Raw genomic sequence first — 19,678 nt, 5'->3', positions numbered from 1 at the left:
TAAACGTCAGGGACTTTTCCTACCCGTCAACCGGACGCCCTGTGATCCCGGCCAATTCCTGGAACCAGTCCGCTTACGATTTGCGGACCAGCGAGCGCTGCACCAGCATGGCGATGATGATGATCGCACCCTGGATCGCACCGATGAGATATTCGCTGATGAAGTTCGACAGCAGCATGATGTTACCGACGAGTTCGAGAATGAAGGCACCGCAGATGGTCCCCCAGACGCGGCCAGCGCCGCCCTTGAGCGCCGTGCCGCCGACGACTACGGCGGTGATCGCCTGCAGTTCCCAGAGAATGCCGGTTGTTGCCGAGGTCGAGCCGAGGCGCGGCACATAAAGCAGCACCGCGATGGCAACGCAGAGCCCCTGGATGACAAAGGCGATCGTGCGCACGCGATTGACCGCAATGCCGGAGTAGCGCGCGACATCACTATTGGAACCGACAGCAACGACATGGCGACCATAGCGCGTGCGGTAGAGAATGAAGGCCGCAACGGCGGTAACTGCCAGGATCACGACGATCGGAACCGGCACGCCGAAAATGTTGCCGAAATAAGCCGGACGGTAAAGCGTCTGGATGTCGGCCGAGCGCAGCGTGATCGCGCCGCCTTGGCTAAGCCATGTCGTCAGGCCGCGATAGATGCCCATGGTGCCGAGCGTGGCGATGAACGGCTCGATCCTGCCGACCGTGGTGATCAGACCATTGGCCAGTCCGCAGAGCGCACCGGCGACGAGCGTAAACACGACCGCGGCCGCCAGCATCAGCGTCGGGTCGGCAATCACGCCGGAATTCATCAAAAGGATCATCAGGCTGGCGACAAAGGCCACCATCGAGCCGACGGACAGATCAAGATCGCCTGCGGAAATCACGAATGTGGCGCCGACAGCGATAATGGCGATAAAGGCGCAGCGCGTCGCGACGTTGGCGAGGTTGGTGATGCCGATAAAGTTCGGATTGACCAGCGCGCCGACGATCAAGAGCAGTATCAGGGCTGCAAAGGGCGCGACCGCCCTGAGATCGATATCCCGCCAGGGGCGACGGCTGATTTCCCTGGTCTCCTCGTTCACACTCATCTCCAAACCAACCTCCCGCCCTCAATTCGATGGGCATCATACCTTTACGGCGCGCCGAGCGCAGCGCCTCCCCGCCACCGTCAGGCGGCTTTCTTCTTCAATCCGGCGGCGTAGCGCATGATCTCCTGCTCGGAGATCTCGTCGCCCTCGAGCAAGCCGACGATCCGTCCCTCGCGCATCACGGCGACGCGCGTGCAAAGGCCGATCACCTCCGGCATCTCCGAGGAGACGACAATGATGGATCGACCGTCGCGCGCCAGCGCGGAGATGAAATGATAGATCTGCTGCTTGGTGCCGACGTCGATGCCCCGCGTCGGCTCGTCGATGATGATGATCTCGGGCTCGGTCTCCATGACCTTAGCAAGCAGCAGCTTCTGCTGGTTGCCGCCCGACATACGCCCGGCAACGATGTTGGTGTCGCGAACCCGGATATCAAAGCGCCGCCTTGCCTTGGCGAGCGCCTGCGCCTCGCTGCTCGGGCTGAGATAGCCGTGTCGCGAATGCTGGCCGAGCGATTGCAGCGTCAGATTGGTCATCATGCCGGAGCGCAGAAGCAGGCCCTTCGACTTCCGATCCTTCGTCATGTAGGCAAGGCCGGCGCGATTGGCGGCATGTACATCGCCTGACGGAATCGATTCACCGCGAATGTGGACCTCGCCCGCGGCACGGTTCCGAAGCCCGGCGACCGCCTCCATCAGCTCCGTGCGACCGGAGCCAATCATGCCTGAGAAGCCGATGATCTCACCCTTGCGGACCTCGAAGCTGGCATCCTGAACATAACCCGTCGAGACACCTTCGACCCGAAGGACGATTTCTTCGTCGACATTGGGCTCGACCTTGGTCGGATAGAGACTGGAAAGCTCGCGCCCGACCATCAGCTGCGCGATGGATTCGCCGTCGAGCATCGCCGTCGGCGCAGTCTTGACCCACTGGCCATCGCGCAGCACGGTCACCCGGTCGGTGATTTCCATCACCTCGTCGAGCTTATGCGATACGAAGATAAAGCTTGTTCCCTTGTCACGCAGCTTGCGCACCTGCCGGAACAGGAAGTTCGTCTCTTCGCGCGAAAGTACGGCTGTCGGTTCATCCATGATGACGACGCGGGCATCGCGACTGATTGCCTTGGCGATTTCCACCATCTGCTTGTCGGCGATCGACAATGTGCCGATGATGGCATTCTCGTCGACATGCGAACCGAGCAGATCGAGTGCCTTGCGGGTCTCGGCGCGCATGTATTTGCGGTCAAGCACGCCGAACCGCGTGACTTCGCGGCCAAGGAAAAGGCTCTCGGTCACCGTCAGATGTTCGGCAAGATTGAATTCCTGGTGGATGAGAACGATGCCGAGCGCTTCGGCCGCGCCGTTGGCCGGCAAGACAACCGGCTGGCCGTCGAGCAGGATCTCGCCCGAACTCGGCTGCTCGAAACCGGACATGACCTTGACCAAGGTCGATTTGCCCGCGCCGTTTTCACCCATGAGAGCATGGATCTCACCGGCACGCAGATCGAAATTGACACTGAAGAGGACTTGCACGCCGCTGAACGACTTGCAGATGCGCCGCGCGGACAACACCACGGGCGCGGTGTCGGCAGAATCCACACTCATTGACTGATTTCCTCCCTGCGGCTCCCATCCGCTTGAAGCCATATGTAAACCTTTACACGACTTATGTAAAGGTTTACATCATTGTTACACACAGATCTGCAGGTCGGCGCGTTTGACCTCCCGGCAAGTCTGTGTAGTGTCGCGGCGAAGGCATCCCAAGGCAGGACGCAGTGTCGAATTCCACGCCCGCAACCATAGAAGACGTCGCTCGGATCGCCGAGGTTTCGATCGCGACGGTATCGCGGGCGATCCACACGCCGGAGAAGGTCGCCAACTCCACGCGCCTGAAGGTCAACCAGGCAATCGCCATCACCGGTTACACGACCAATGCCATGGCGCGCAGCCTGCGGCTCGGTCGGTCGAATATGATTCTCGTGGTTGCTCCTGACATCGGCGACCCAAACTTCTCCAACATTCTGGTCGGCCTCGAGAACGAGGCGCGCGCCCACGGCTACGGCATCCTGATCGGTCACACGCAGAACGATGCGCAGCGCGGCCTCGAATATCTGAAGTTCCTGAATTCCAACCAGGCCGCCGGGCTGATCCTCTTCACCGGCATCCTGCCCTTCGGCCACCAGACGATGACCGCCCGCCTGCCGCCCAGCGTCGGGGTCTTCGAGCCGGTTTTCAACGGCGGCATTCCTTATGTCGGCGTGGATGATGTGGAAGGCGCCAGAAAGGCCGTCGATCTGCTGCTGGCAGAGGGCCATCGCAAGATCGCCTTCATCGGCGATTCGCGCACACGCCTTGCCTATAGCCGCCGGCGTCAGGGCTACGACGCGGGGCTCGATGGGGCGGGCGTTGCACCAGATATGCGCATCGTGCTCGAAGGCGATGGAACGCTAGAGAGCGGCCGCCATGCCGTCGAGCAGCTCTTCATGCGCGACACGCTGCCGACCGCCTTCATGTGCGTCAACGACCAGACGGCGATCGGCGTGATGATCGGACTGAATGCCCGCGGTTACGACATTCCGAAGGACTTCTCCGTGACCGGCTTCGATGACGTGCCGCAGGCCGTGTTCATGTCGCCGCCGCTGACCACCATCCGCCAGCCGCGAACCTTGATCGGAAAGCAGGCCATGGCGCTTCTCCTGGAATTCCTGTCCGACGGCCAACCGGCGGAAACCGAAATCCTGCTGCGCCCGGACCTTGTGGTACGCAACTCCGTTGGCGCACCATCGCGTCGCTGGACGAATCGCTAAAGCGGACGGCGTAGCGTCCGCACCGTCGATACAATCAAACATTGATTATCGACTGCCCTTGAATGTCTCCCATCGCGCTTCCCGTTCGCGCTGATAGGCCGGATTGAGCTCAGTACTCAAATCTTCCCGTCTTATCGGCTGGCCGCACGATTCGCATGTCGGCCCCAGCCCCGCCGGCTTGCCGCAGTAAAGGTGCGTGTATTGCACGGCGCGGCCTTCGTCACCCGACTTCAGCCAGGTCTCGCCCCAGGCGCGCAGCGCCATTATCACCGGGTAGAATGCTTCGCCCTTTTCCGTCAGGTGATACTCGTAGCGCGGCGGCCGCTCGCTGTAGCGACGGCGCTCCACAATGCCCTCGGCTTCCAATGACTTCAGGCGCGTTGCGATCATCTGCGGGGTCCCGCCAGTTTGCGCCTGAATTTCTTCGAACCGGTGACTGCGCATGAACAGCTCGCGCAGAACAAGCACGGTCCAACGATCCCCGACAACCGCCTCCGAGCGAGCAACCGGGCACAGCGTGTCTGGTGCAGAATCTTTCTCCATAGCGTAACTTTCTTTTTCATAGTTATTTGTAGATATGATTTTCATAGTTAATATAAGGCGTCATTAAGGCAAGCGCAACCGGCCATCTGGCCCGCGCTGAAAGGAGCGACATGGCCCAAGCAGGAGCATCGGCAATGCAGGCGCATAGCACTGCCCGCCTCGAGTTGCGTGGCGACGTCGCGCCGAAATCAAGCTCATCCAGCAGCGAAAGGAACCCGTCATGAGTGATCATGAAATCGTCGATTCAAGCTTTACCGCCGTCATCAACGCACCGATCGAGAAGGTCGACATTCCGAAATGGTGCTTCACGCTCCCCGAAGACGAGTACCAACGCTGCTCTCCGGCACACATCGCCGCCGGCTTTACGACGGCCCCCGACGGTAGGCGCATGTCGATCAATGTCGAGACGATCGGCGGCAGCCTGATGGTTCAGCACTATGTCGAGACCCTGGGTGAAAAGGATCACCTGATCCTGGAATCCGTTTCGGATATAGTCACGCCGACAGGCCGCACGACGATCCATGTGCTTTGGGAACTCAGCGTCAAACGAATCGACGATCAGACCTGCGAATTCACGAACCACGTTCGGTCCAGAGCAACGGAAGAATTCAAGGCCTTTCTCGATAGGCAGGGCATTCCTTTCGACGTCTTTCGCGCACAGCGTCAACCGATGTCGATTGCGCACAACAAGGGCGAAACGCCGCTCTTTGCGGCCAGCATCGAGCGTGCCGCACTTCGCAACTAAATCCCGAAACACCTCAGCTTATTGGAGACAGTCATGTCAAAGCCGAATTACAGCAAGCAAACGACCGCCTTGCTCCTCGTCGATCCCTTCAACGACTTCCTGTCCGAGGGCGGGAAGGTTTATCCGCGCCTCAAGCCGATCGCCGATGAGGTCGCGCTTCTCGATAACCTCCGCCGGCTGGATGGCGCCATACGCGCGGCGGGCATTCAAGTAGCCATCGCCCCGCACCGGCGGTGGGAGCCGGGTGATTATGAGGATTGGGATCATCCCAACCCCACCCAACAACGGATCATGCACCAACACCAGTTCGCGCGCGGCGAATGGGGTGGCGAATGGCACCCGGATTTTGCGCCGAAACCTGGCGACATCGTTGCCAAGGAACATTGGGGGCAAAGCGGCTTCGCCAACACCGACCTGGATTTCCGACTGAAGCAGAAGGGCATCACCCACGTGATCGTGGTCGGACTGCTGGCCAATACCTGCATCGATACGACCGCCCGCTACGCCATGGAGCTTGGCTATCACGTGACTCTCGTGCGCGATGCGACGGCCGCCTTCTCGCATGAATTGATGCACGCCGCACACGAGCTCAGCGCGCCGACCTTCGCACATGCGATCCTGACGACCGACGAAGTGATTGCGGCCTTGCCCAAGGCGTAACGACTGCATTGGAAGGCGCGCCGGTTCTCCCACCGTCCGCGCCAAGAGGCAACGTGACGCCGCCATCCGACACCGGCCGGGACGTCCCGCCGCGCTTGGCGGCGGGAGCAATTGGCATTCACTCGGCAACTGGCTATTGCGACTTCTGGGGATCATCCGCCGGGTTGACGTACTTGATGCCCCACGGGCCGTTCGTGTTGATTTGGAGTACGGTCTCATCGTCGAAGTAGACGAAATGCGCCGTGCCCGGCGGCAGGGCAAAGAAACTACCCGCAGCCAGTGCCTTCGTGGCACTCCGATCAGCGGTTTTGCCCATGCCAAATTTGGCAGTCCCGGATAGGATCGTCACAACTTCATAGCCAGGATGGGTATGCGGCGGGATCGCATATCCCGACGGCACCTTTAGCCGAAGCGCAAACAAGCCTTTCTTGGTGGGATTGCCGAACAAGACCGCCGCTTGTGCTCCGGCCGGAAGCACCTTGGGGGCCTCGACCCACTTGATATCACCGGGAGCGAATATAGTGTGCGCATCCTCCGCCAGAGCGAGCGATGCAGCCCCGCAAAATCCAATCAAGCCGACTGCGAATATCGATGCGATCTTCATGATATCCTCCCTCTCGCCGGGCCTTCAACCTCGGCTGAGCGCTGGGGCAGGCTCGCGAAAGCCAAGAATACGTCCGCAGACCATCTCTAGGCAAGCGTTCCTCGGTCGTCCGACCGACCGCCGGCAGGTCATTTCACCCGCTTGAACACCCATTTCACGACGTATTCGCCGCTTCGCTTCATCTTGGTTTTTGTCTTGACCTGCACCGGCCCGCCCAGAGCAGCCTCGGCGGCTTCAAACGCCTGGCGTGCCTCGGCCATGGCCGCGTGATAGGCGCTGTTGTCGCGCTTGGGACTATCGGCGACGGCCTGCACGAGGGCGCTCCAATCACGTTCACTGTCGCTCATTTATCGACCCCCCGTTCGCAGCAAGGCGGTCTACGCTCTCGAGCCTTTGCTGCGCAAGCGCGAATGATCGAAGCGGCGGCGTCATTGCTGCAGCTGCGATGCGATTGCCGCCTTGTCGATGACAGACCAGACCTCCTCGATCCGCCCGTCCCGGAACTCATAGAACACGTTTTCAGTGAACGAGACTCTCTTGCCGTTCACCGGCATGCCAAACAGGAGCCCTTTCGGCGTGCAATCAAACCGCAGGCGGCTTCCCACGCGGGGCGGCTCGGAAATCAGGAAATCGATGTCGAAATGGAGGTCCGGAATCGCAAGAAAGTCGCCCTCCAGCATCTGGCGATAGCCGGACAGCCCGATTCGCACTCCATTGTAGTGAACATCGGGATGAACGAACTGGTCGAGCGCGGTCCAATTCTGGCGGTTCAGACAGGCGATGTAGTCTCGATAGACGGCAGCAAGGTCGGCTTTGGACACGGGATCGCCTCCGGGTGTTATGGTCCCGAGGCCAAGTAGGATGACGCCGAAATTTGGCAACCGCATATCGGGATGATCCGACCGCTTCGAACACGACGCAGCCCCTGCGTCACTCCACCAGCCCGAACATAGGGCCGAACCCGCCATGCCAGGACTTGTCGTTGCGCCCAAGGGCCGGACTGTAGAGCCCGACACCGCGGCCACCGTCGAGAAACAGCGCATTCGGGCAGGACAAATGATCGCGGAACAAGCGCGCGAAGTCGTGGAAATTCACCCTGTCTTCACTGACTGCGAAGCGCACCGCGCCATCGGCGCAGATGCCGACCCCGCCACGACGGGTGCGGTCCGTCGATCCGACGATAAAGATCGGGTTCAGCTTGTTGCCGATGACCAGCATCGGACCGGACTGGGTGGCGAACCGGACCTCCGACCGGCGTTTCAAAAATTCTTGCGTCGGAAGTATTCCGGTGGCGGCGCCATCGATGAAGAACACGCCATTCGGCTTTTTATGGAAGTTCGGCACGGGACCCGAGGCGGCGCCGTCTCTCTCGGTGCGGTTGACGGGCCGCAATTCCTGGCCGTCTTCCACATAGAGGCCGATCGGCGAAAAATCAGGCAGATACATGCCGGCATTGACCGCGAACGCCAAGGTCTGTCCCTTGTTGCGAACGGCCTCGGCGACGCTGGAGAAATCCCGATAAGGCTCTCCATCCGCGTTCTTCCAGAACAAGCGCAGATCGCCTTCTTCTTTCTCGACGGTGCAGACGATATAGGCCTCCCCTCCGAAGGTATCCTGCACGCAGGGCCGGGGGGAAGCTGCCCCTGCAGATATCGCCGCTGCCAACATCGCTGCTATGGCAAGCATGCCCTGTCTGAGATAGGTCATCGTAGCCATGCCCTTCTTTTCAGATCGCCATCCGGCCGCCCGCAGTGTACCCTTGGCATCCTATCTCGCCTGAACCGTCAAGGCGACGACCGCGCGCCGTCCCCATCAACGAAAAAGGGCCGGGAAGCTCTCGCTCCCGGCCCTCTCCTCCACAATCAACCGCCGATTAAACGTAACGGTTGACGATGTTTTCGAGCAGTTCCTGCTTGCCGGACTTCGGCTGCGGATTGATGTCCTTGGCTTCGACCCACTCGGCGATCTGCTCGAGCGAGTATTCGCCGCGGGCGAGCTTCTGGCCTTCGGCCGAATCCCAGCCGGCGTAGCGGGCATCGAGCGGGCCGGACAGAGCCTTGTCCTCGATCATCTTGGCAGCAGCCTTGAGACCGCGGGCGCAGGCATCCATGCCGCCGATATGGCCAATCAGCAGATCTTCCGGATCGAGCGACTGGCGGCGCAGCTTGGCGTCGAAGTTGGTGCCGCCGGTGGTGAAGCCGCCGCCCTGCAGGACGTAGTAGTAGGCGAGCGCCATTTCCGGAACGTTGTTCGGGAACTGGTCGGTATCCCAGCCCGACTGGTAGTCGTTGCGGTTCATGTCGATCGAGCCGAAGATGCCGAGCGCGTTCGCGAGTGCCAGTTCGTGCTCGAAGGAGTGGCCGGCGAGGATCGCGTGGCCCTGTTCGATGTTGACCTTCACTTCGTTTTCGAGGCCGTGCTTCTTGAGGAAGCCGTAGACCGTCGCGACGTCGTAGTCGTACTGGTGCTTGGTCGGCTCCTGCGGCTTCGGCTCGATGAGGATCGTGCCCTTGTAGCCGATCTTGTGCTTGTACTCGACGACGAGGTTGAGGAAGCGGCCGAGATGGTCGAGTTCCTTTTTGAGGTCGGTGTTGAGCAGGGTCTCATAGCCTTCGCGGCCGCCCCAGAGAACGTAGTTCTCGCCACCGAGCTTGGCCGTGGCGTCCATGCAGGTCTTAACCGTCGCAGCGGAGTAGGCGAAGACTTCCGGATCCGGGTTGGTGGCCGCACCCGACATGAAGCGGCGGTTCGAGAAGAGGTTCGCGGTACCCCAGAGCAGCTTGACGCCTGATGCGGCCTGCTTTTCGGCGAAGTAGTCGACGATCTCGTTCAGGTTCTTGGTGTTTTCGGCGAAGTTCTTGCCTTCCGGGCGCACGTCGGCGTCATGGAAGCAGTAGTAGGGCGCGTCGAGCAACTGGAAAAGTTCGAACGCAACGTCGGCCTTCAGCTTGGCGGCCTTCATCGTATCTTCGAACCAGGGGCGTAGGAAAGTCTGGCCGCCGAAGGGATCGCCGCCCTGCCAGGCGAAGGTGTGCCAGTAGGCGACCGCGAAGCGCAGATGATCTTCCAGGCGCTTGCCGAGAACGACTTCGTCCTTGTTGTAGTGGCGGAAGGCCAGCGGATTCTTGCTGTCCGGGCCTTCATATTTGATCTTCTGGATGTCGCCGAAAAATCCGGTGCTCATGTCCATGTCTCCTTGGGTTTCGGGATTGTTGTTCTGGGTTCAGTGCTGCAGCGATTTGATCGCCGGATAGAGAGCGCGATAGCCCTTGTAGGAATCTTCGTAAGCGCCGGAGAGCGCCGCGACAGGCTCGATCGTGCCCGCCGTCTTCGGTGGTGTGCAGACCCCAACCGGATCTGCGCCAGTCGCGGCGATCAGGCCGAGGCGGGCCGCGCCAAACGCTGCGCCGAAGTCACCGTCAGCCGGCAGGTCGACCGGCACACCGAGCACCGTAGCAATCGAGGCCAGCCAATAGCGCGAGCGCGAGCCGCCGCCGATCGCGGTGACACGGGAAATATCCGTGCCCGCAGAACGCAGCGCTTCGAGATTGTCGCGGATCGCGAAGGACACGCCTTCGAGAACAGCCTGGGTCAGCACCACGCGGCTGCTCTCATGCTCGAGGCCGATGAACGCACCGCGGATGACGGCATCGTTGTGCGGCGTGCGCTCGCCCGAGAGATAGGGAAGGAAGGTGACGCCCGACGGCGCTTTCAGCGTTTCACCGAGTTCAGTGGTCAGGTCAGCCGCCGACTTTCCCGTGACGCTGGAGTGCCAGTTCAGCGCGTCCGTAGCCGAGAGGATGACGCCCATCTGATGCCAGGTATTCGGCAGCGCATGGCAGAACGCATGCACGGCGCTTTCCGGCTTCGGCAAATAGGCCGCATTGGCCGCGAAGAGAACGCCCGAGGTACCAAGCGACACGAAGGCCGCGCCATCGCTGACCGTGCCCATGCCGCAGGCGGAAGCGGCATTATCGCCGGCGCCGCCGGCAACGACGACACTTCCGGAGATTCCCCACTTGCTGGCCAGTTCGCCGCGCAGCTTGCCGCCCTGCTCCGTGCCTTCGATCAGATGAGGCATCTGCTTTTCATCGAGGCCGGTGACCGCAAGAAGCTCTGATGACCACTTGCGCTTGCCGGTGTCAAGCCACGAGGTGCCGGCAGAGTCCGACATTTCCGAAATGTGCTCGCCGGTCAGCCAGAGGCGCAGATAGTCCTTCGGCAGCAGCACCTTGGCGACCTTGGCGAAGATCTCCGGCTCATGCTTGGCGACCCAGGCAAGCTTTGGCGCGGTAAAGCCGGGGAAAACGATGTTGCCGGTCAGCCTGCGGAAACGCGGATCGGAATCCAGCGCGGCTGCCTCGACAAAAGAGCGCGTATCGTTCCACAGAATGCAGGGGCGCAGCACCTTATCCTCGGCATCGAGCAGGGTTGCGCCGTGCATCTGGCCGGAAAGGCCAATGCCCTTCACGGCAGCGAGTTCCTTCGGATGCTTTGCCTTTAACCCGGATACAGCCTCTTCCGTCGCGCGGATCCAGTGCGAGGGCTCCTGCTCCGACCATCCGGAATGCGGGCGCGAGACGTCGAGCGAACCATTGGCCGAGCCTATGATCTTCTGATCGCCATCGATCAGCATGGCTTTGACGCCGGAGGTTCCGAGATCGAGACCCAGATACATGTGTTTCTCCCTTTGCCGTTACGGCAGATTATCTTTCAGAAATATGTCGAGGCGGATGCGCTCCTGCGCCTCGATGACGGAAAGTCCGTCCGCCTTCGCCTTGAGGACGCGGATAGCGCTGCGCACCTCATGGCCTGCATTCTGGTTCAGAATTGCATCAATCGTTCCATCAAGGAGCGCGGCGCGAGTATGGGCCGTCAATTCGTGCGCGACGACCGTCAGCGACCGGTCGACAGCCTTTTCCTTCAGTGCCTTGATCAGGCCGCGATTACCGGCGCCGAGGCTGTAGACGCCGATGATGCCGCTTTTCTTCGACAACGCATCCGCCACCAGCATGTGCGCCATGTCAGGATCGTCGCGCCCCTCAATGACGGGAAGGATGGAGAGCGATGGAAACTCCGCGGCCATGACGGCAGCAAAACCCTCGAGGCGTTCGCGATGGTCGCGGACCAGCATCGAGCCGGCGAGCACCGCGACCTCCCCCTTGCTGCCGCCCAAGAAACGCCCCAGCAGCCGTGCGGCTGTGCGTCCGGCGGCAATATTGTCGACACCGGCATAGTGATGCCGCTGCGAACCGGTGAGATCCGAAACCAGCGTCACGACGGGAATACCGTCCTTCACCAGCCGATCGACAGCGTCGCGCACCTCAGGCGCATCGGTGGCGACAAGCGCGACCCCCGAAGGCCGCTCTTCTCCAAGTTCGTCCAGAACCCTGACGAGCGCGCCCGGATCGAACGCCGGCACCTCGACGGTGCGGATTTGCGTTCGCTCCACGGACGACCGCGCAATCGCGGCTTGCACCTCGTCGTTCAGCCCATGCATGAAAGAATTGTCGCTGGTCGGAAGGATGAACACGAGCGGATAGGTCCGGCCCTTGGCGAGATTGGCAGCGGCAACGTCCCTGACATAGCCGATCTCGCGAATGGCGTTCTCGACCTTCTCGCGCGTCACGTGACGCACGCCCGGCCGCTGGTTCAAAACCCGGTCAACGGTTGCCAGGCTGACGCCTGCCGCAGCAGCGATATCGTGGACTGTTGGCCTCATCTCTCCTCCTGACGAGACCTTTAGCTCCAAATTTGATGTACGTAAATCAAAAACTGCAAACGTTTCCGTTCACGTCAAATCTTTATGCAAAAAATGAGGGCCGGCGTGGTGTCCCAGGCCGGCCCTAAAACCTGATTTCAAGAGTGGTCAGTGGCCTCCGCCGCCGCCACCTCCGCCTTGGGGTGCAGGCTTGTCCAGCATCGCAACGCCCAGGATCATCGCCAGGAACAGCACGGTCAGCATCAGGAAAACATCACTGAAGGACAGGACGATTGCCTGCTTCGTCACGAGCCCGACCATCTGCTTGATGGCAACAACCGCGCCATCCATGCCGTAGGCGTCGAAGTTCGCCGCCATGTTGTTCATCTGGTCGATCGCGGCGGGATTTCCCCAATCGATATTCTCGCGCAGCCGCTCGTAATGAACATCCTGCCGGTTCGTCAGCACGGTGTTGATGATCGCCAGCCCCACGGCGCCGCCGAGGTTACGAGTCAGGTTGAAGAGGCCCGACGCGCCGCGCATACGGGCCGGCGGCATCGTGCCGAGCGCGATATTGTTGATCGGCACCATGCACATCATCAGCCCGAAGCCGCGGAAGATCTGCGGAATGAGGAGCTCGTAGAAGTCCCAGTCCTGGGTCAGATGCGTCATGATGTAGGTACCGGCCGCGAAGCTGGCGAAACCGATCACCATCATCAGCCGCAGATCCATCTTCGTCGACAGCTTTCCGGCGATTGGCGCGGTGAAGAACATCGCGAGGCCCGATACGAACATCGTTTCGCCGATCATCAGCGAGTCATAGCCGCGAATGCGCCCGAGATAGACGGGGTAGATATAGGTCAAGCCATAGAGGCCGATACCCATGACGAAGGAAAACACGGAGCCGAAGGCAAAGTTTCGGTTCGTGAAGGCCCTCAGGTCGACGACCGGGAAATCAACGGTGAAGGCCCGATAGAAGAAGACAACGGCAGCGATTGCAGAGGCGATCGCGCCCATGAAGATATAGCTGTCGTTGAACCAGTCGTTGGAATTGCCTTCCTCCAGCACATACTCAAGCGCGCCGAGGAAGACGCCCATCGACAACAGGCCCCACCAATCGAACTTCTTGATCAGCGCGAATTCCGGCTTATCGAAATCGATGAAATTCCAAGTGACGATCGTCACAATGATGCCCGGGACAATGTTGACCAGGAACAGCCAGTGCCACGAGAAGGCGTGGCTGAGATAGCCGCCGACCGTCGGGCCGATGGTCGGAGCAAGCGTGGCGATCAGGCCGATGATCGGCGAGACGATGCTGCGCTTGGAGGGCGGGAAGATCGTGAAGGCTGCCGCAAAGACCGACGGAATCATGCCGCCGCCGATGAAACCCTGGATGGCGCGGTAGACGATCATCTGGTCGATGTTCGTCGCCGTCGCACAGAGCGCGCTCGCCATGGTGAAGCCAGCAGCGGAAGCCGCAAACAGGTATCGTGTCGAGACGATGCGCGCGAGCGTGCCCGACAGCGGAATCATGATGACTTCGGCGATCAGATAGGAGGTCTGCACCCAGCCGATCTCGTCCGAACCAGCGCTGAGGCCAGCCTGGATTTCGGCAAGCGATGCCGACACGATCTGGATATCGAGGATCGACATGAACATGCCGAGCACCATCGCGAAGAACGCGATGAGCTTGCGTGGATCCATATGATCCGTGGCCGCCGGAGTGGCCGGAACGGTTCCAACTGTTGCGCTCGCGGCCATCGGCCTACCTCGTCAGGATTTACTTGGTCGCATCCGGCGCCGTGCGCGTGTCGACATCAACAACCACGCTCAGGCCTGCGCGCAGGCGACCGCTGTCGAGAGCATCCTGCGGCAGCGAGATACGAACCGGCACGCGCTGAATGATCTTCGTGAAGTTGCCCGTGGCGTTTTCCGGGGGCAGCAGCGAGAAGACGGAGCCGGAAGCCGGCGAAATCGATTCAACCGTGCCGACGATCGGATGGTCGCCATAAGCATCGACGTGCACGTTGACCTTGGAGCCCGGCACCAGATGTTGGATCTGCGTTTCCTTGAAGTTCGCGTCGATAAAGAGCTGACGAACCGGGACGAGCGCCATCAGACGCTGGCCGGGCGACACCAGATCGCCCTCCTGCACCGAGCGATTGCCGACGACGCCATCATAGGGCGCTTTCAGGACCGTGAAGGAGAGGTCGCGGACAGCCTTGTCGCGCGCAAGCTCGAGCTGGCGGATCGTGCCTTCGGCCTCGCGGCGCTGCGCCTGCAGCAGCGTTACATTTGCTTCCGCGGATGCGATCGCCGCATCACCGCCAATCAGGTTTGCCTTTGCCTGGTCGAGAGCAATGTTCGCGGCGTCGAGGTTAGCGGTCGTACCGACAGACTTGGATTGCAGTTCCGCGGCGCGGGTCTGTGTGATCTGCGCACCGCGAACGGTGGCTTCCAACGCCGTCTTCTGGGCCTTGGCCTGGTCGAGGCTTGCCTGACCACCGGCAATCTGCGCGTCAATACGCTGCAGCGAGAGCTTTTCGGTATCGAGAGAAGCCACCGCCTGATCGAGGGCGAGCTTGTAGTCGCCGTCGTCCAGCGAGGCCAGAACGTCGCCGGCCTTGACCTTCTGGTTGGCAACGACGTTCACCTTGGCGACATAGCCGGTAACCTTCGGCGAGATCGTCGCGATATCGCCTTCGATGTAAGCGTCGTCGGTCGAGACCAGGAAACGGCCCGTCGTCCACCAATCGTAGCCGTACCATGCGGCACCTGCGAGCAGCGCAAGGCCGATGATTGGCAGGGCAAGACTGCGCTTTTTCTTCTTCTCCGCGGGAACGGCCTGCGTGTCGGCAGGAGCCTGCGGCGCGCGCGGTGCTTCCGCGGTGGGGACTGCTGCTTCCTGAGCCTTGCCCTCGGTTTCAGCAGGTTCGCTGACGATGCGGGCAACATTGGCTTTTGGACTGGACGACATGGGCGACTACCGGCAAATTGAGTGAATTTAATCGAACTGAACGGTTCGGTTCAGTTGACATAGAACCTTTTTCCATTCATATCAAGCTGTATCGAACCACCCGGTTCGATTTTATTAACGAAAAGTTCGCTGATGCGGATATGGTTAAGGAGCTATGACAGAGCTTTCCGATACGCGCGTGGATGAGTCTCCCTCGTCAGGCGGCCGATGGGCCGCGGGCGAAGACCCTGCCAAGCGCAAACAAATTCTCGACGGCGCCCGCCGCGTTTTCATGAAACTTGGCTTCGATGCCGCGAGCATGAACGATGTAACGCGCGAGGCGGGAGTTTCAAAAGGAACGCTCTACGTCTACTTCGCCAACAAGGAAGAGCTCTTCACCGCGATGATGGAGAGCGAGCGCGCGGCGTTCGTCGCCAGCGTGCGCAATACTCTCAAGGAATCCAATGATCCCGACGTTGCGCTGCACGACTTCGGGATGACCTTTGTCAGCCATCTGACCGAGGATAAGGTCATCAATGCGATGCGTACGGTCATCGGCGTCCGCGACCGCATGCCGCATCTCTGTCAGCGCTTTTTCACCGGCCCCGAGAACATCCGGACGGTGCTGAAGGACTTCCTGACGAGCCAGGTCGAGGCCGGCCGTTTCGAGATCGACGACATAGAGCTTGCCGCCCGCCAGTTCCTGGAGCTCTGCGGCGGAAGCTTCTTCAAGCTGCGGCTGTTCGGCGACATGGACGCCCCTCCTCCGCGCGAGGAGATGGATCGCGTGGTCAACGGCGCCATCCGCGTCTTCACCGCCGCGTACGGAACCAAGAAGCGATCCTGAACCCACACCTTTGATTTCTTTCTCCGTCCGCGCCAGAATCCCGCAACAGGGATCAAACGCGGCCTGCTGCCCTTCGCTATGAAGGGAATGCAGCCAGGGAGAAGAAATGAGCGCCGTCGGACGTGCGATCTGGTTCATCGAAAGTCATTTCGGCAACGACATTACTCTGGAAGAGATTTCGGACGTTGCCGGCCTTTCGCGCTACCACCTCTCGCGCGTCTTCGGACTCGTCACCGGGCATTCGATCAGCGGCTATATCCGCGCCCGCCGTCTGAGCGGCGCGGCACGGATGCTCGTCGATCAGCCGGAGAGCATTCTCGAGGTTGCCCTCGACGCGGGTTATGGCTCGCACGAGGCTTTCACTCGCGCCTTTCGCGACCAGTTCGGCCTGACACCTGAGGCCGTCCGCAAGCAGGGGCACACGCGCAACCTCGCACTACTGGAGCCGATCAGAATGGATCCCGCCCGCCTTCCCGAACTCGAGCCGCCACGATTTGAAACCTTGCCGCCGATGCTATTTGCCGGCTTGCAGGAGACATATCCCTATGGCGGCAATGCCGCGATTCCCTCGCTCTGGCAAAAATTCAATGTTCATTTCGGCAGCATTCCCGGCCAGGTCGGCAATGTCGCCTATGGCCTCTGCACGCACATCGAGGGAGAGACAGAGAAATTCCGCTACATGGCGGCCGTGGCTGTCGACGACAGCAGCGACCTGCCGGACGGCTTTGCCACGTTGAAGATACCCGGTCAGCGCTATGCGGTCTTTGCTCATCGCGGCCACGTCTCCGGCATTCCCGCTACGATGCACCAGATTTTCGGGAGCTGGATGCCGAACGCAGGCATGGAGTTCGGCAACATGCCCGACATGTTCGAGCGTTACGACGACCGCTTCGACCCCTATACCGGCATGGGCCTGACGGAAATCTGGATTCCCATAAAGGAATAAAACGCGCCTTGCTTTCGTATATCCCCTTGCGCGCTTGCCAAGGCAGGCCGCGTCCGTACATTGCGAGCGTCAATTTGTGTGGCGCAAGGGGATAAACGCCGATGCAAGACATTATGATGCTCGTTCAGGACCCGGCCGCCTGGGTGGCCCTCATCACTCTGGTGGTGATGGAAGTGGTCCTCGGGATCGACAACCTCATCTTCATCTCGATTCTCACCAACAAGCTGCCACCTGAGCATCGCGAAAGAGCACGCAAGGTCGGCATCGGCCTTGCCCTCGTGCTGCGACTTGCCCTCCTCGGCATGGTTGCCTGGATCGTTACGCTGACGACGCCGGTCTTCGAACTGTTCGGTCACGGCTTCTCCTGGAAGGACATCATTCTGCTTGTCGGCGGTCTGTTCCTGTTGTGGAAGGCGACGAAGGAAATCCATCACAACGTCGATCCGGCCGATCACAACGAGGATTTCATTGTTTCATCAGCAACAAGAGGCGTTACCGCAGCGATCGGCCAGATCCTGCTGCTGGATATCGTCTTCTCGGTCGACAGTATCATCACCGCCGTCGGCATGACCCCACACGTCCCCATCATGGTCGTCGCCGTCGTTGTGGCCGTAACCGTCATGCTGGTCGCGGCAACGCCGCTCGCGAACTTCATCGAGAGGAACCCGAGCATCGTCATGCTGGCGCTGGCCTTCCTGATGATGATCGGCATGACGCTGTTCGCAGAGGGCATGGGCTACCATGTGCCGAAGGGCTACATCTACGCCGCGATGGCCTTCTCGGCGCTGGTGGAGGTGCTCAACATGTTCGCCCGCAATGCCCGTCAGCGGAAAAAGCAGGGCGGCCACTGAGCCGCCATGGGCACGGCAATGAGGCCGTGCCCTAGAGCATGTCCCCCAGGGTCCAGTGGTTGCCCCATCGGGCATCGATCTCGTCATCGACGTTTTGGTAGCGGATATCCATCGACAGTCTGATCCTGTTCGAGGCGCTTTGGTTCGTGGTCGAGGCGTGGATCATGTAAGGGCTGTGCAACACGACATCGCCGGCCTCGTAGTCGGCGACCAGCCAGCGCGTATCGAAGCGCTCTGCCATGTCGGGCAGGTCCTTCGATACCCAGCCGCCCTCGGTCATGTTGCGGTTGAAGGCACTGATCTTTTCTTCCGCAGACAGGTCGAGGCTCTTTCTGGAAAACTCCTCCTCCATGCGCACACCGATGGCATGCGAGCCCTCGAGGTACACGAGACCACCCATGTCGACTGGGGTGTCGCCGATCGGAATCCAAGCCGTCACCAGCCGGTTGGTGCCGCCACGTAGATAGACCAGATCGTAATGCGCCGGCGTCGCTGTCGTCGTACCGGGTTGGGTAAAGCGCATGATCTTGCGTTTGTGCAGGTAGGAGATGCCGGAAAGAAACTCATCCATGAACTGCGCAAGCCGCGGCTGCGCGCAAAAACCCTCGAAGGCGACCGAGCGGACGAGCGACATCAAAATGCGATCCACCTGGCCTTTGTCCAAACCCGTGCCGGCGGATAGCCCGAGCATCGGATCGGTGCCTGGCGCGACGAGCCCGCCGCGCGCCAGATGCGAAAAAACCCAGCCGCGAAACGCATTGACCACTTGGGGATCGAGAAAGCGCTTCAACCAGACATAGCCGTTTTCGTGATAAAGCCTGCGGATCGCCTGCACACCGATCGACGGATCCGTCGGCTTGAGTTCGCCCAACCGGTTCGCTGCGGTCGAAAGGACTTTCCCGTTGGCGACCAAGTCGATCGCCGGTGGTTGAGCTGGCCGCTGATCCAGGGCAAGACTTGACATTTCGATCACTCCCAAAGCGAAATGGACGCTGCATATGTGAGACACTGGAGATAAACTTGCCATGGACGGAAAGAGCGACTGGACTTTTCGCTCATGACTGAAGCGCCGATCGCTCTCTATCGTTCGCCCTCTTCCGAAGGCATGGCGCTCGCCGTCACGGGGTTTGGCCGGCAGCGCATCGGAACGCGTATCACCAACCGCCGCCTGCCAATGCACGCGGTCGTCCTTGTCGAGGCCGGGGATGGCACGCTGCAGACAGCGAAGGCGGGCCTTCAAGAGATCAACGGGCCGTCGCTCTTCTGGTTGCCGGCCGGCACATTACATTCCTATGGCCCGACGAACGGAACGAGCTGGGAGGAGAGATGGGCTCTCTTCGAGGGGACGCTGATCGCAGACCTGATCCGCCAGCGCCTGATCTCGCCGACAGAACCGGTGGTGCGTCTACAGAACCTGCGTGAGATGCAGCACCTCTTTGGCGCGCTTCATTCGGACTTTGCCGCAGGCGATCCGCTCAGCCTCGCTTCGGCGGCAGCGACGCTTCACCGCATCGCCGTCCAATCCGCGCGCCATGCGAACGCCGGCGGCGACAACGGGGCGAACGTCGAGATCGAGTTGATCATCGAGACCTTGCAGCGCCGGGCGTTCGAGCCGGTGGACATGCATTCGCTGGCACAAGAATTCGGCATGTCGCCGGCAACACTGCGGCGACATTTCCAGGCTGCCCTCGGCCTGTCGCCGAAGGCTTTCCAGCTGCGCCTTCGTATCGATCGGGCCAAGCAGCTGCTGACGACATCGGATCGGTCGATCGAGGCGATTGCGTATGCTGTCGGTATTGACGATGCCTTCTACTTTTCGCGGCTGTTTCAGAATCGCGAACACTGTTCGCCAAGCGAATTCCGCCGTCACTACCGCAGAACATGACTGTGGCCGGATCGAGTCCGGCCGCAGTCATGCATTGATTCGGTTCAATTGCGCTC

Annotated in this window: 20 protein-coding genes; 7 read left to right on the top strand and 13 right to left on the bottom strand. The window is 60.7% G+C overall.

The annotated features are described in order from the left end of the window. Positions 1-73: 73 nt before the first annotated feature. Positions 74-1,078, bottom strand: coding sequence for an ABC transporter permease (locus AS026_RS30810; RefSeq protein ID WP_025658889.1), 1,005 nt, complete (start codon positions 1,076-1,078; stop codon positions 74-76). An 80-nt stretch (positions 1,079-1,158) separates the two neighbouring features. Beyond that, complete coding sequence (locus AS026_RS30805) at positions 1,159-2,682, bottom strand: sugar ABC transporter ATP-binding protein (protein WP_025658888.1); 1,524 nt, start codon at positions 2,680-2,682, stop codon at positions 1,159-1,161. 170 nt (positions 2,683-2,852) lie between these two features. Between AS026_RS30805 and AS026_RS30800 the strand changes: the two genes are divergently transcribed. After that, on the top strand, positions 2,853-3,884 hold the full coding sequence (locus AS026_RS30800; RefSeq protein ID WP_025658887.1) for a LacI family DNA-binding transcriptional regulator: 1,032 nt from the start codon (positions 2,853-2,855) through the stop codon (positions 3,882-3,884). A gap of 45 nt (positions 3,885-3,929) precedes the next feature. On the opposite strand, the gene AS026_RS30795 is transcribed toward AS026_RS30800, so the two are convergent. Further along, positions 3,930-4,427 (bottom strand): winged helix-turn-helix transcriptional regulator, encoded by a 498-nt coding sequence (locus tag AS026_RS30795; protein WP_062374368.1) that lies wholly within the window; start codon positions 4,425-4,427, stop codon positions 3,930-3,932. Positions 4,428-4,647: 220 nt separating this feature from the next. Here AS026_RS30795 and AS026_RS30790 point away from each other — a divergent pair, with 220 nt between their 5' ends. Together AS026_RS30790 and AS026_RS30785 are read left to right on the top strand one after the other, a co-directional pair. After that, positions 4,648-5,172 (top strand): hypothetical protein, encoded by a 525-nt coding sequence (locus tag AS026_RS30790; protein WP_018856532.1) that lies wholly within the window; start codon positions 4,648-4,650, stop codon positions 5,170-5,172. Between the two features lie 33 nt (positions 5,173-5,205). Beyond that, positions 5,206-5,832, top strand: a complete 627-nt coding sequence (locus AS026_RS30785; protein WP_062374366.1) for a cysteine hydrolase family protein — start codon at positions 5,206-5,208, stop codon at positions 5,830-5,832. A gap of 133 nt (positions 5,833-5,965) precedes the next feature. On the opposite strand, the gene AS026_RS30780 is transcribed toward AS026_RS30785, so the two are convergent. The 9 genes from AS026_RS30780 to AS026_RS30740 all read right to left on the bottom strand — a co-directional run bounded on the left by AS026_RS30780 (position 5,966) and on the right by AS026_RS30740 (position 15,114). Continuing rightward, positions 5,966-6,436: a cupin domain-containing protein gene (locus AS026_RS30780; RefSeq protein ID WP_018856530.1), complete on the bottom strand. Its 471-nt coding sequence runs from the start codon at positions 6,434-6,436 to the stop codon at positions 5,966-5,968. Between the two features lie 128 nt (positions 6,437-6,564). Then, complete coding sequence (locus AS026_RS30775) at positions 6,565-6,783, bottom strand: hypothetical protein (protein ID WP_025658884.1); 219 nt, start codon at positions 6,781-6,783, stop codon at positions 6,565-6,567. 81 nt (positions 6,784-6,864) lie between these two features. Continuing rightward, positions 6,865-7,257, bottom strand: a complete 393-nt coding sequence (locus AS026_RS30770) for an ester cyclase (RefSeq protein ID WP_025658883.1) — start codon at positions 7,255-7,257, stop codon at positions 6,865-6,867. Positions 7,258-7,366: 109 nt separating this feature from the next. Beyond that, a complete protein-coding gene (locus AS026_RS30765; RefSeq protein WP_025658882.1) occupies positions 7,367-8,143 on the bottom strand; it encodes a phosphodiester glycosidase family protein in 777 nt (258 codons plus the stop codon). Between the two features lie 166 nt (positions 8,144-8,309). Continuing rightward, entirely contained in the window at positions 8,310-9,620 is a 1,311-nt protein-coding gene (xylA, locus tag AS026_RS30760) for a xylose isomerase (RefSeq protein WP_025658881.1), read from the bottom strand. Between the two features lie 39 nt (positions 9,621-9,659). Then, positions 9,660-11,114 (bottom strand): xylulokinase, encoded by a 1,455-nt coding sequence (xylB, locus tag AS026_RS30755; RefSeq protein WP_025658880.1) that lies wholly within the window; start codon positions 11,112-11,114, stop codon positions 9,660-9,662. Positions 11,115-11,132: 18 nt separating this feature from the next. Further along, positions 11,133-12,158 (bottom strand): LacI family DNA-binding transcriptional regulator, encoded by a 1,026-nt coding sequence (locus AS026_RS30750; RefSeq protein WP_062374364.1) that lies wholly within the window; start codon positions 12,156-12,158, stop codon positions 11,133-11,135. 147 nt (positions 12,159-12,305) lie between these two features. Continuing rightward, positions 12,306-13,898, bottom strand: coding sequence for a DHA2 family efflux MFS transporter permease subunit (locus AS026_RS30745; protein WP_018856523.1), 1,593 nt, complete (start codon positions 13,896-13,898; stop codon positions 12,306-12,308). A 19-nt stretch (positions 13,899-13,917) separates the two neighbouring features. Further along, a complete protein-coding gene (locus tag AS026_RS30740; protein WP_062374362.1) occupies positions 13,918-15,114 on the bottom strand; it encodes an HlyD family secretion protein in 1,197 nt (398 codons plus the stop codon). 154 nt (positions 15,115-15,268) lie between these two features. Between AS026_RS30740 and AS026_RS30735 the strand changes: the two genes are divergently transcribed. The 3 genes from AS026_RS30735 to AS026_RS30725 all read left to right on the top strand — a co-directional run bounded on the left by AS026_RS30735 (position 15,269) and on the right by AS026_RS30725 (position 17,737). After that, positions 15,269-15,940, top strand: coding sequence for a TetR/AcrR family transcriptional regulator (locus AS026_RS30735; protein WP_062374359.1), 672 nt, complete (start codon positions 15,269-15,271; stop codon positions 15,938-15,940). A 106-nt stretch (positions 15,941-16,046) separates the two neighbouring features. Then, positions 16,047-16,886, top strand: a complete 840-nt coding sequence (locus AS026_RS30730) for an AraC family transcriptional regulator (protein ID WP_062374357.1) — start codon at positions 16,047-16,049, stop codon at positions 16,884-16,886. Between the two features lie 101 nt (positions 16,887-16,987). Beyond that, positions 16,988-17,737: a TerC family protein gene (locus AS026_RS30725; protein ID WP_025658875.1), complete on the top strand. Its 750-nt coding sequence runs from the start codon at positions 16,988-16,990 to the stop codon at positions 17,735-17,737. A 31-nt stretch (positions 17,738-17,768) separates the two neighbouring features. Here AS026_RS30725 and AS026_RS30720 read toward each other — a convergent pair whose 3' ends face one another. Beyond that, positions 17,769-18,701, bottom strand: coding sequence for a phytanoyl-CoA dioxygenase family protein (locus tag AS026_RS30720; protein WP_062374355.1), 933 nt, complete (start codon positions 18,699-18,701; stop codon positions 17,769-17,771). Between the two features lie 93 nt (positions 18,702-18,794). Between AS026_RS30720 and AS026_RS30715 the strand changes: the two genes are divergently transcribed. Further along, the gene (locus AS026_RS30715; protein WP_062374352.1) at positions 18,795-19,622 is read left to right on the top strand and encodes a helix-turn-helix transcriptional regulator; all 828 of its coding nucleotides are present in this window, start codon (positions 18,795-18,797) and stop codon (positions 19,620-19,622) included. Positions 19,623-19,678 lie beyond the last annotated feature (56 nt).

Origin of the sequence: Rhizobium altiplani, from assembly GCF_001542405.1 — a bacterium.
GTDB classification, from domain to species: Bacteria; Pseudomonadota; Alphaproteobacteria; order Rhizobiales; family Rhizobiaceae; genus Rhizobium; species Rhizobium altiplani.
Note: the sequence above shows the minus strand (reverse complement) of the source record. Positions and strands in the feature narration are given on the sequence as shown.

Coding starts and splice junctions, on each gene's coding strand:
- AS026_RS30790 (WP_018856532.1), top strand. CDS start 4,648: ATGAGTGATCATGAAATCGTCGATTCAAGCTTTACCGCCGTCATCAAC.
- AS026_RS30720 (WP_062374355.1), bottom strand. CDS start 18,701: ATGTCAAGTCTTGCCCTGGATCAGCGGCCAGCTCAACCACCGGCGATC.
- AS026_RS30810 (WP_025658889.1), bottom strand. CDS start 1,078: ATGAGTGTGAACGAGGAGACCAGGGAAATCAGCCGTCGCCCCTGGCGG.
- AS026_RS30780 (WP_018856530.1), bottom strand. CDS start 6,436: ATGAAGATCGCATCGATATTCGCAGTCGGCTTGATTGGATTTTGCGGG.
- AS026_RS30765 (WP_025658882.1), bottom strand. CDS start 8,143: ATGACCTATCTCAGACAGGGCATGCTTGCCATAGCAGCGATGTTGGCA.
- AS026_RS30775 (WP_025658884.1), bottom strand. CDS start 6,783: ATGAGCGACAGTGAACGTGATTGGAGCGCCCTCGTGCAGGCCGTCGCC.
- AS026_RS30725 (WP_025658875.1), top strand. CDS start 16,988: ATGCAAGACATTATGATGCTCGTTCAGGACCCGGCCGCCTGGGTGGCC.
- xylB (WP_025658880.1), bottom strand. CDS start 11,114: ATGTATCTGGGTCTCGATCTCGGAACCTCCGGCGTCAAAGCCATGCTG.
- AS026_RS30795 (WP_062374368.1), bottom strand. CDS start 4,427: ATGGAGAAAGATTCTGCACCAGACACGCTGTGCCCGGTTGCTCGCTCG.
- AS026_RS30805 (WP_025658888.1), bottom strand. CDS start 2,682: ATGAGTGTGGATTCTGCCGACACCGCGCCCGTGGTGTTGTCCGCGCGG.
- AS026_RS30730 (WP_062374357.1), top strand. CDS start 16,047: ATGAGCGCCGTCGGACGTGCGATCTGGTTCATCGAAAGTCATTTCGGC.
- AS026_RS30785 (WP_062374366.1), top strand. CDS start 5,206: ATGTCAAAGCCGAATTACAGCAAGCAAACGACCGCCTTGCTCCTCGTC.
- AS026_RS30715 (WP_062374352.1), top strand. CDS start 18,795: ATGACTGAAGCGCCGATCGCTCTCTATCGTTCGCCCTCTTCCGAAGGC.
- AS026_RS30745 (WP_018856523.1), bottom strand. CDS start 13,898: ATGGCCGCGAGCGCAACAGTTGGAACCGTTCCGGCCACTCCGGCGGCC.
- AS026_RS30735 (WP_062374359.1), top strand. CDS start 15,269: ATGACAGAGCTTTCCGATACGCGCGTGGATGAGTCTCCCTCGTCAGGC.
- xylA (WP_025658881.1), bottom strand. CDS start 9,620: ATGAGCACCGGATTTTTCGGCGACATCCAGAAGATCAAATATGAAGGC.
- AS026_RS30740 (WP_062374362.1), bottom strand. CDS start 15,114: ATGTCGTCCAGTCCAAAAGCCAATGTTGCCCGCATCGTCAGCGAACCT.
- AS026_RS30750 (WP_062374364.1), bottom strand. CDS start 12,158: ATGAGGCCAACAGTCCACGATATCGCTGCTGCGGCAGGCGTCAGCCTG.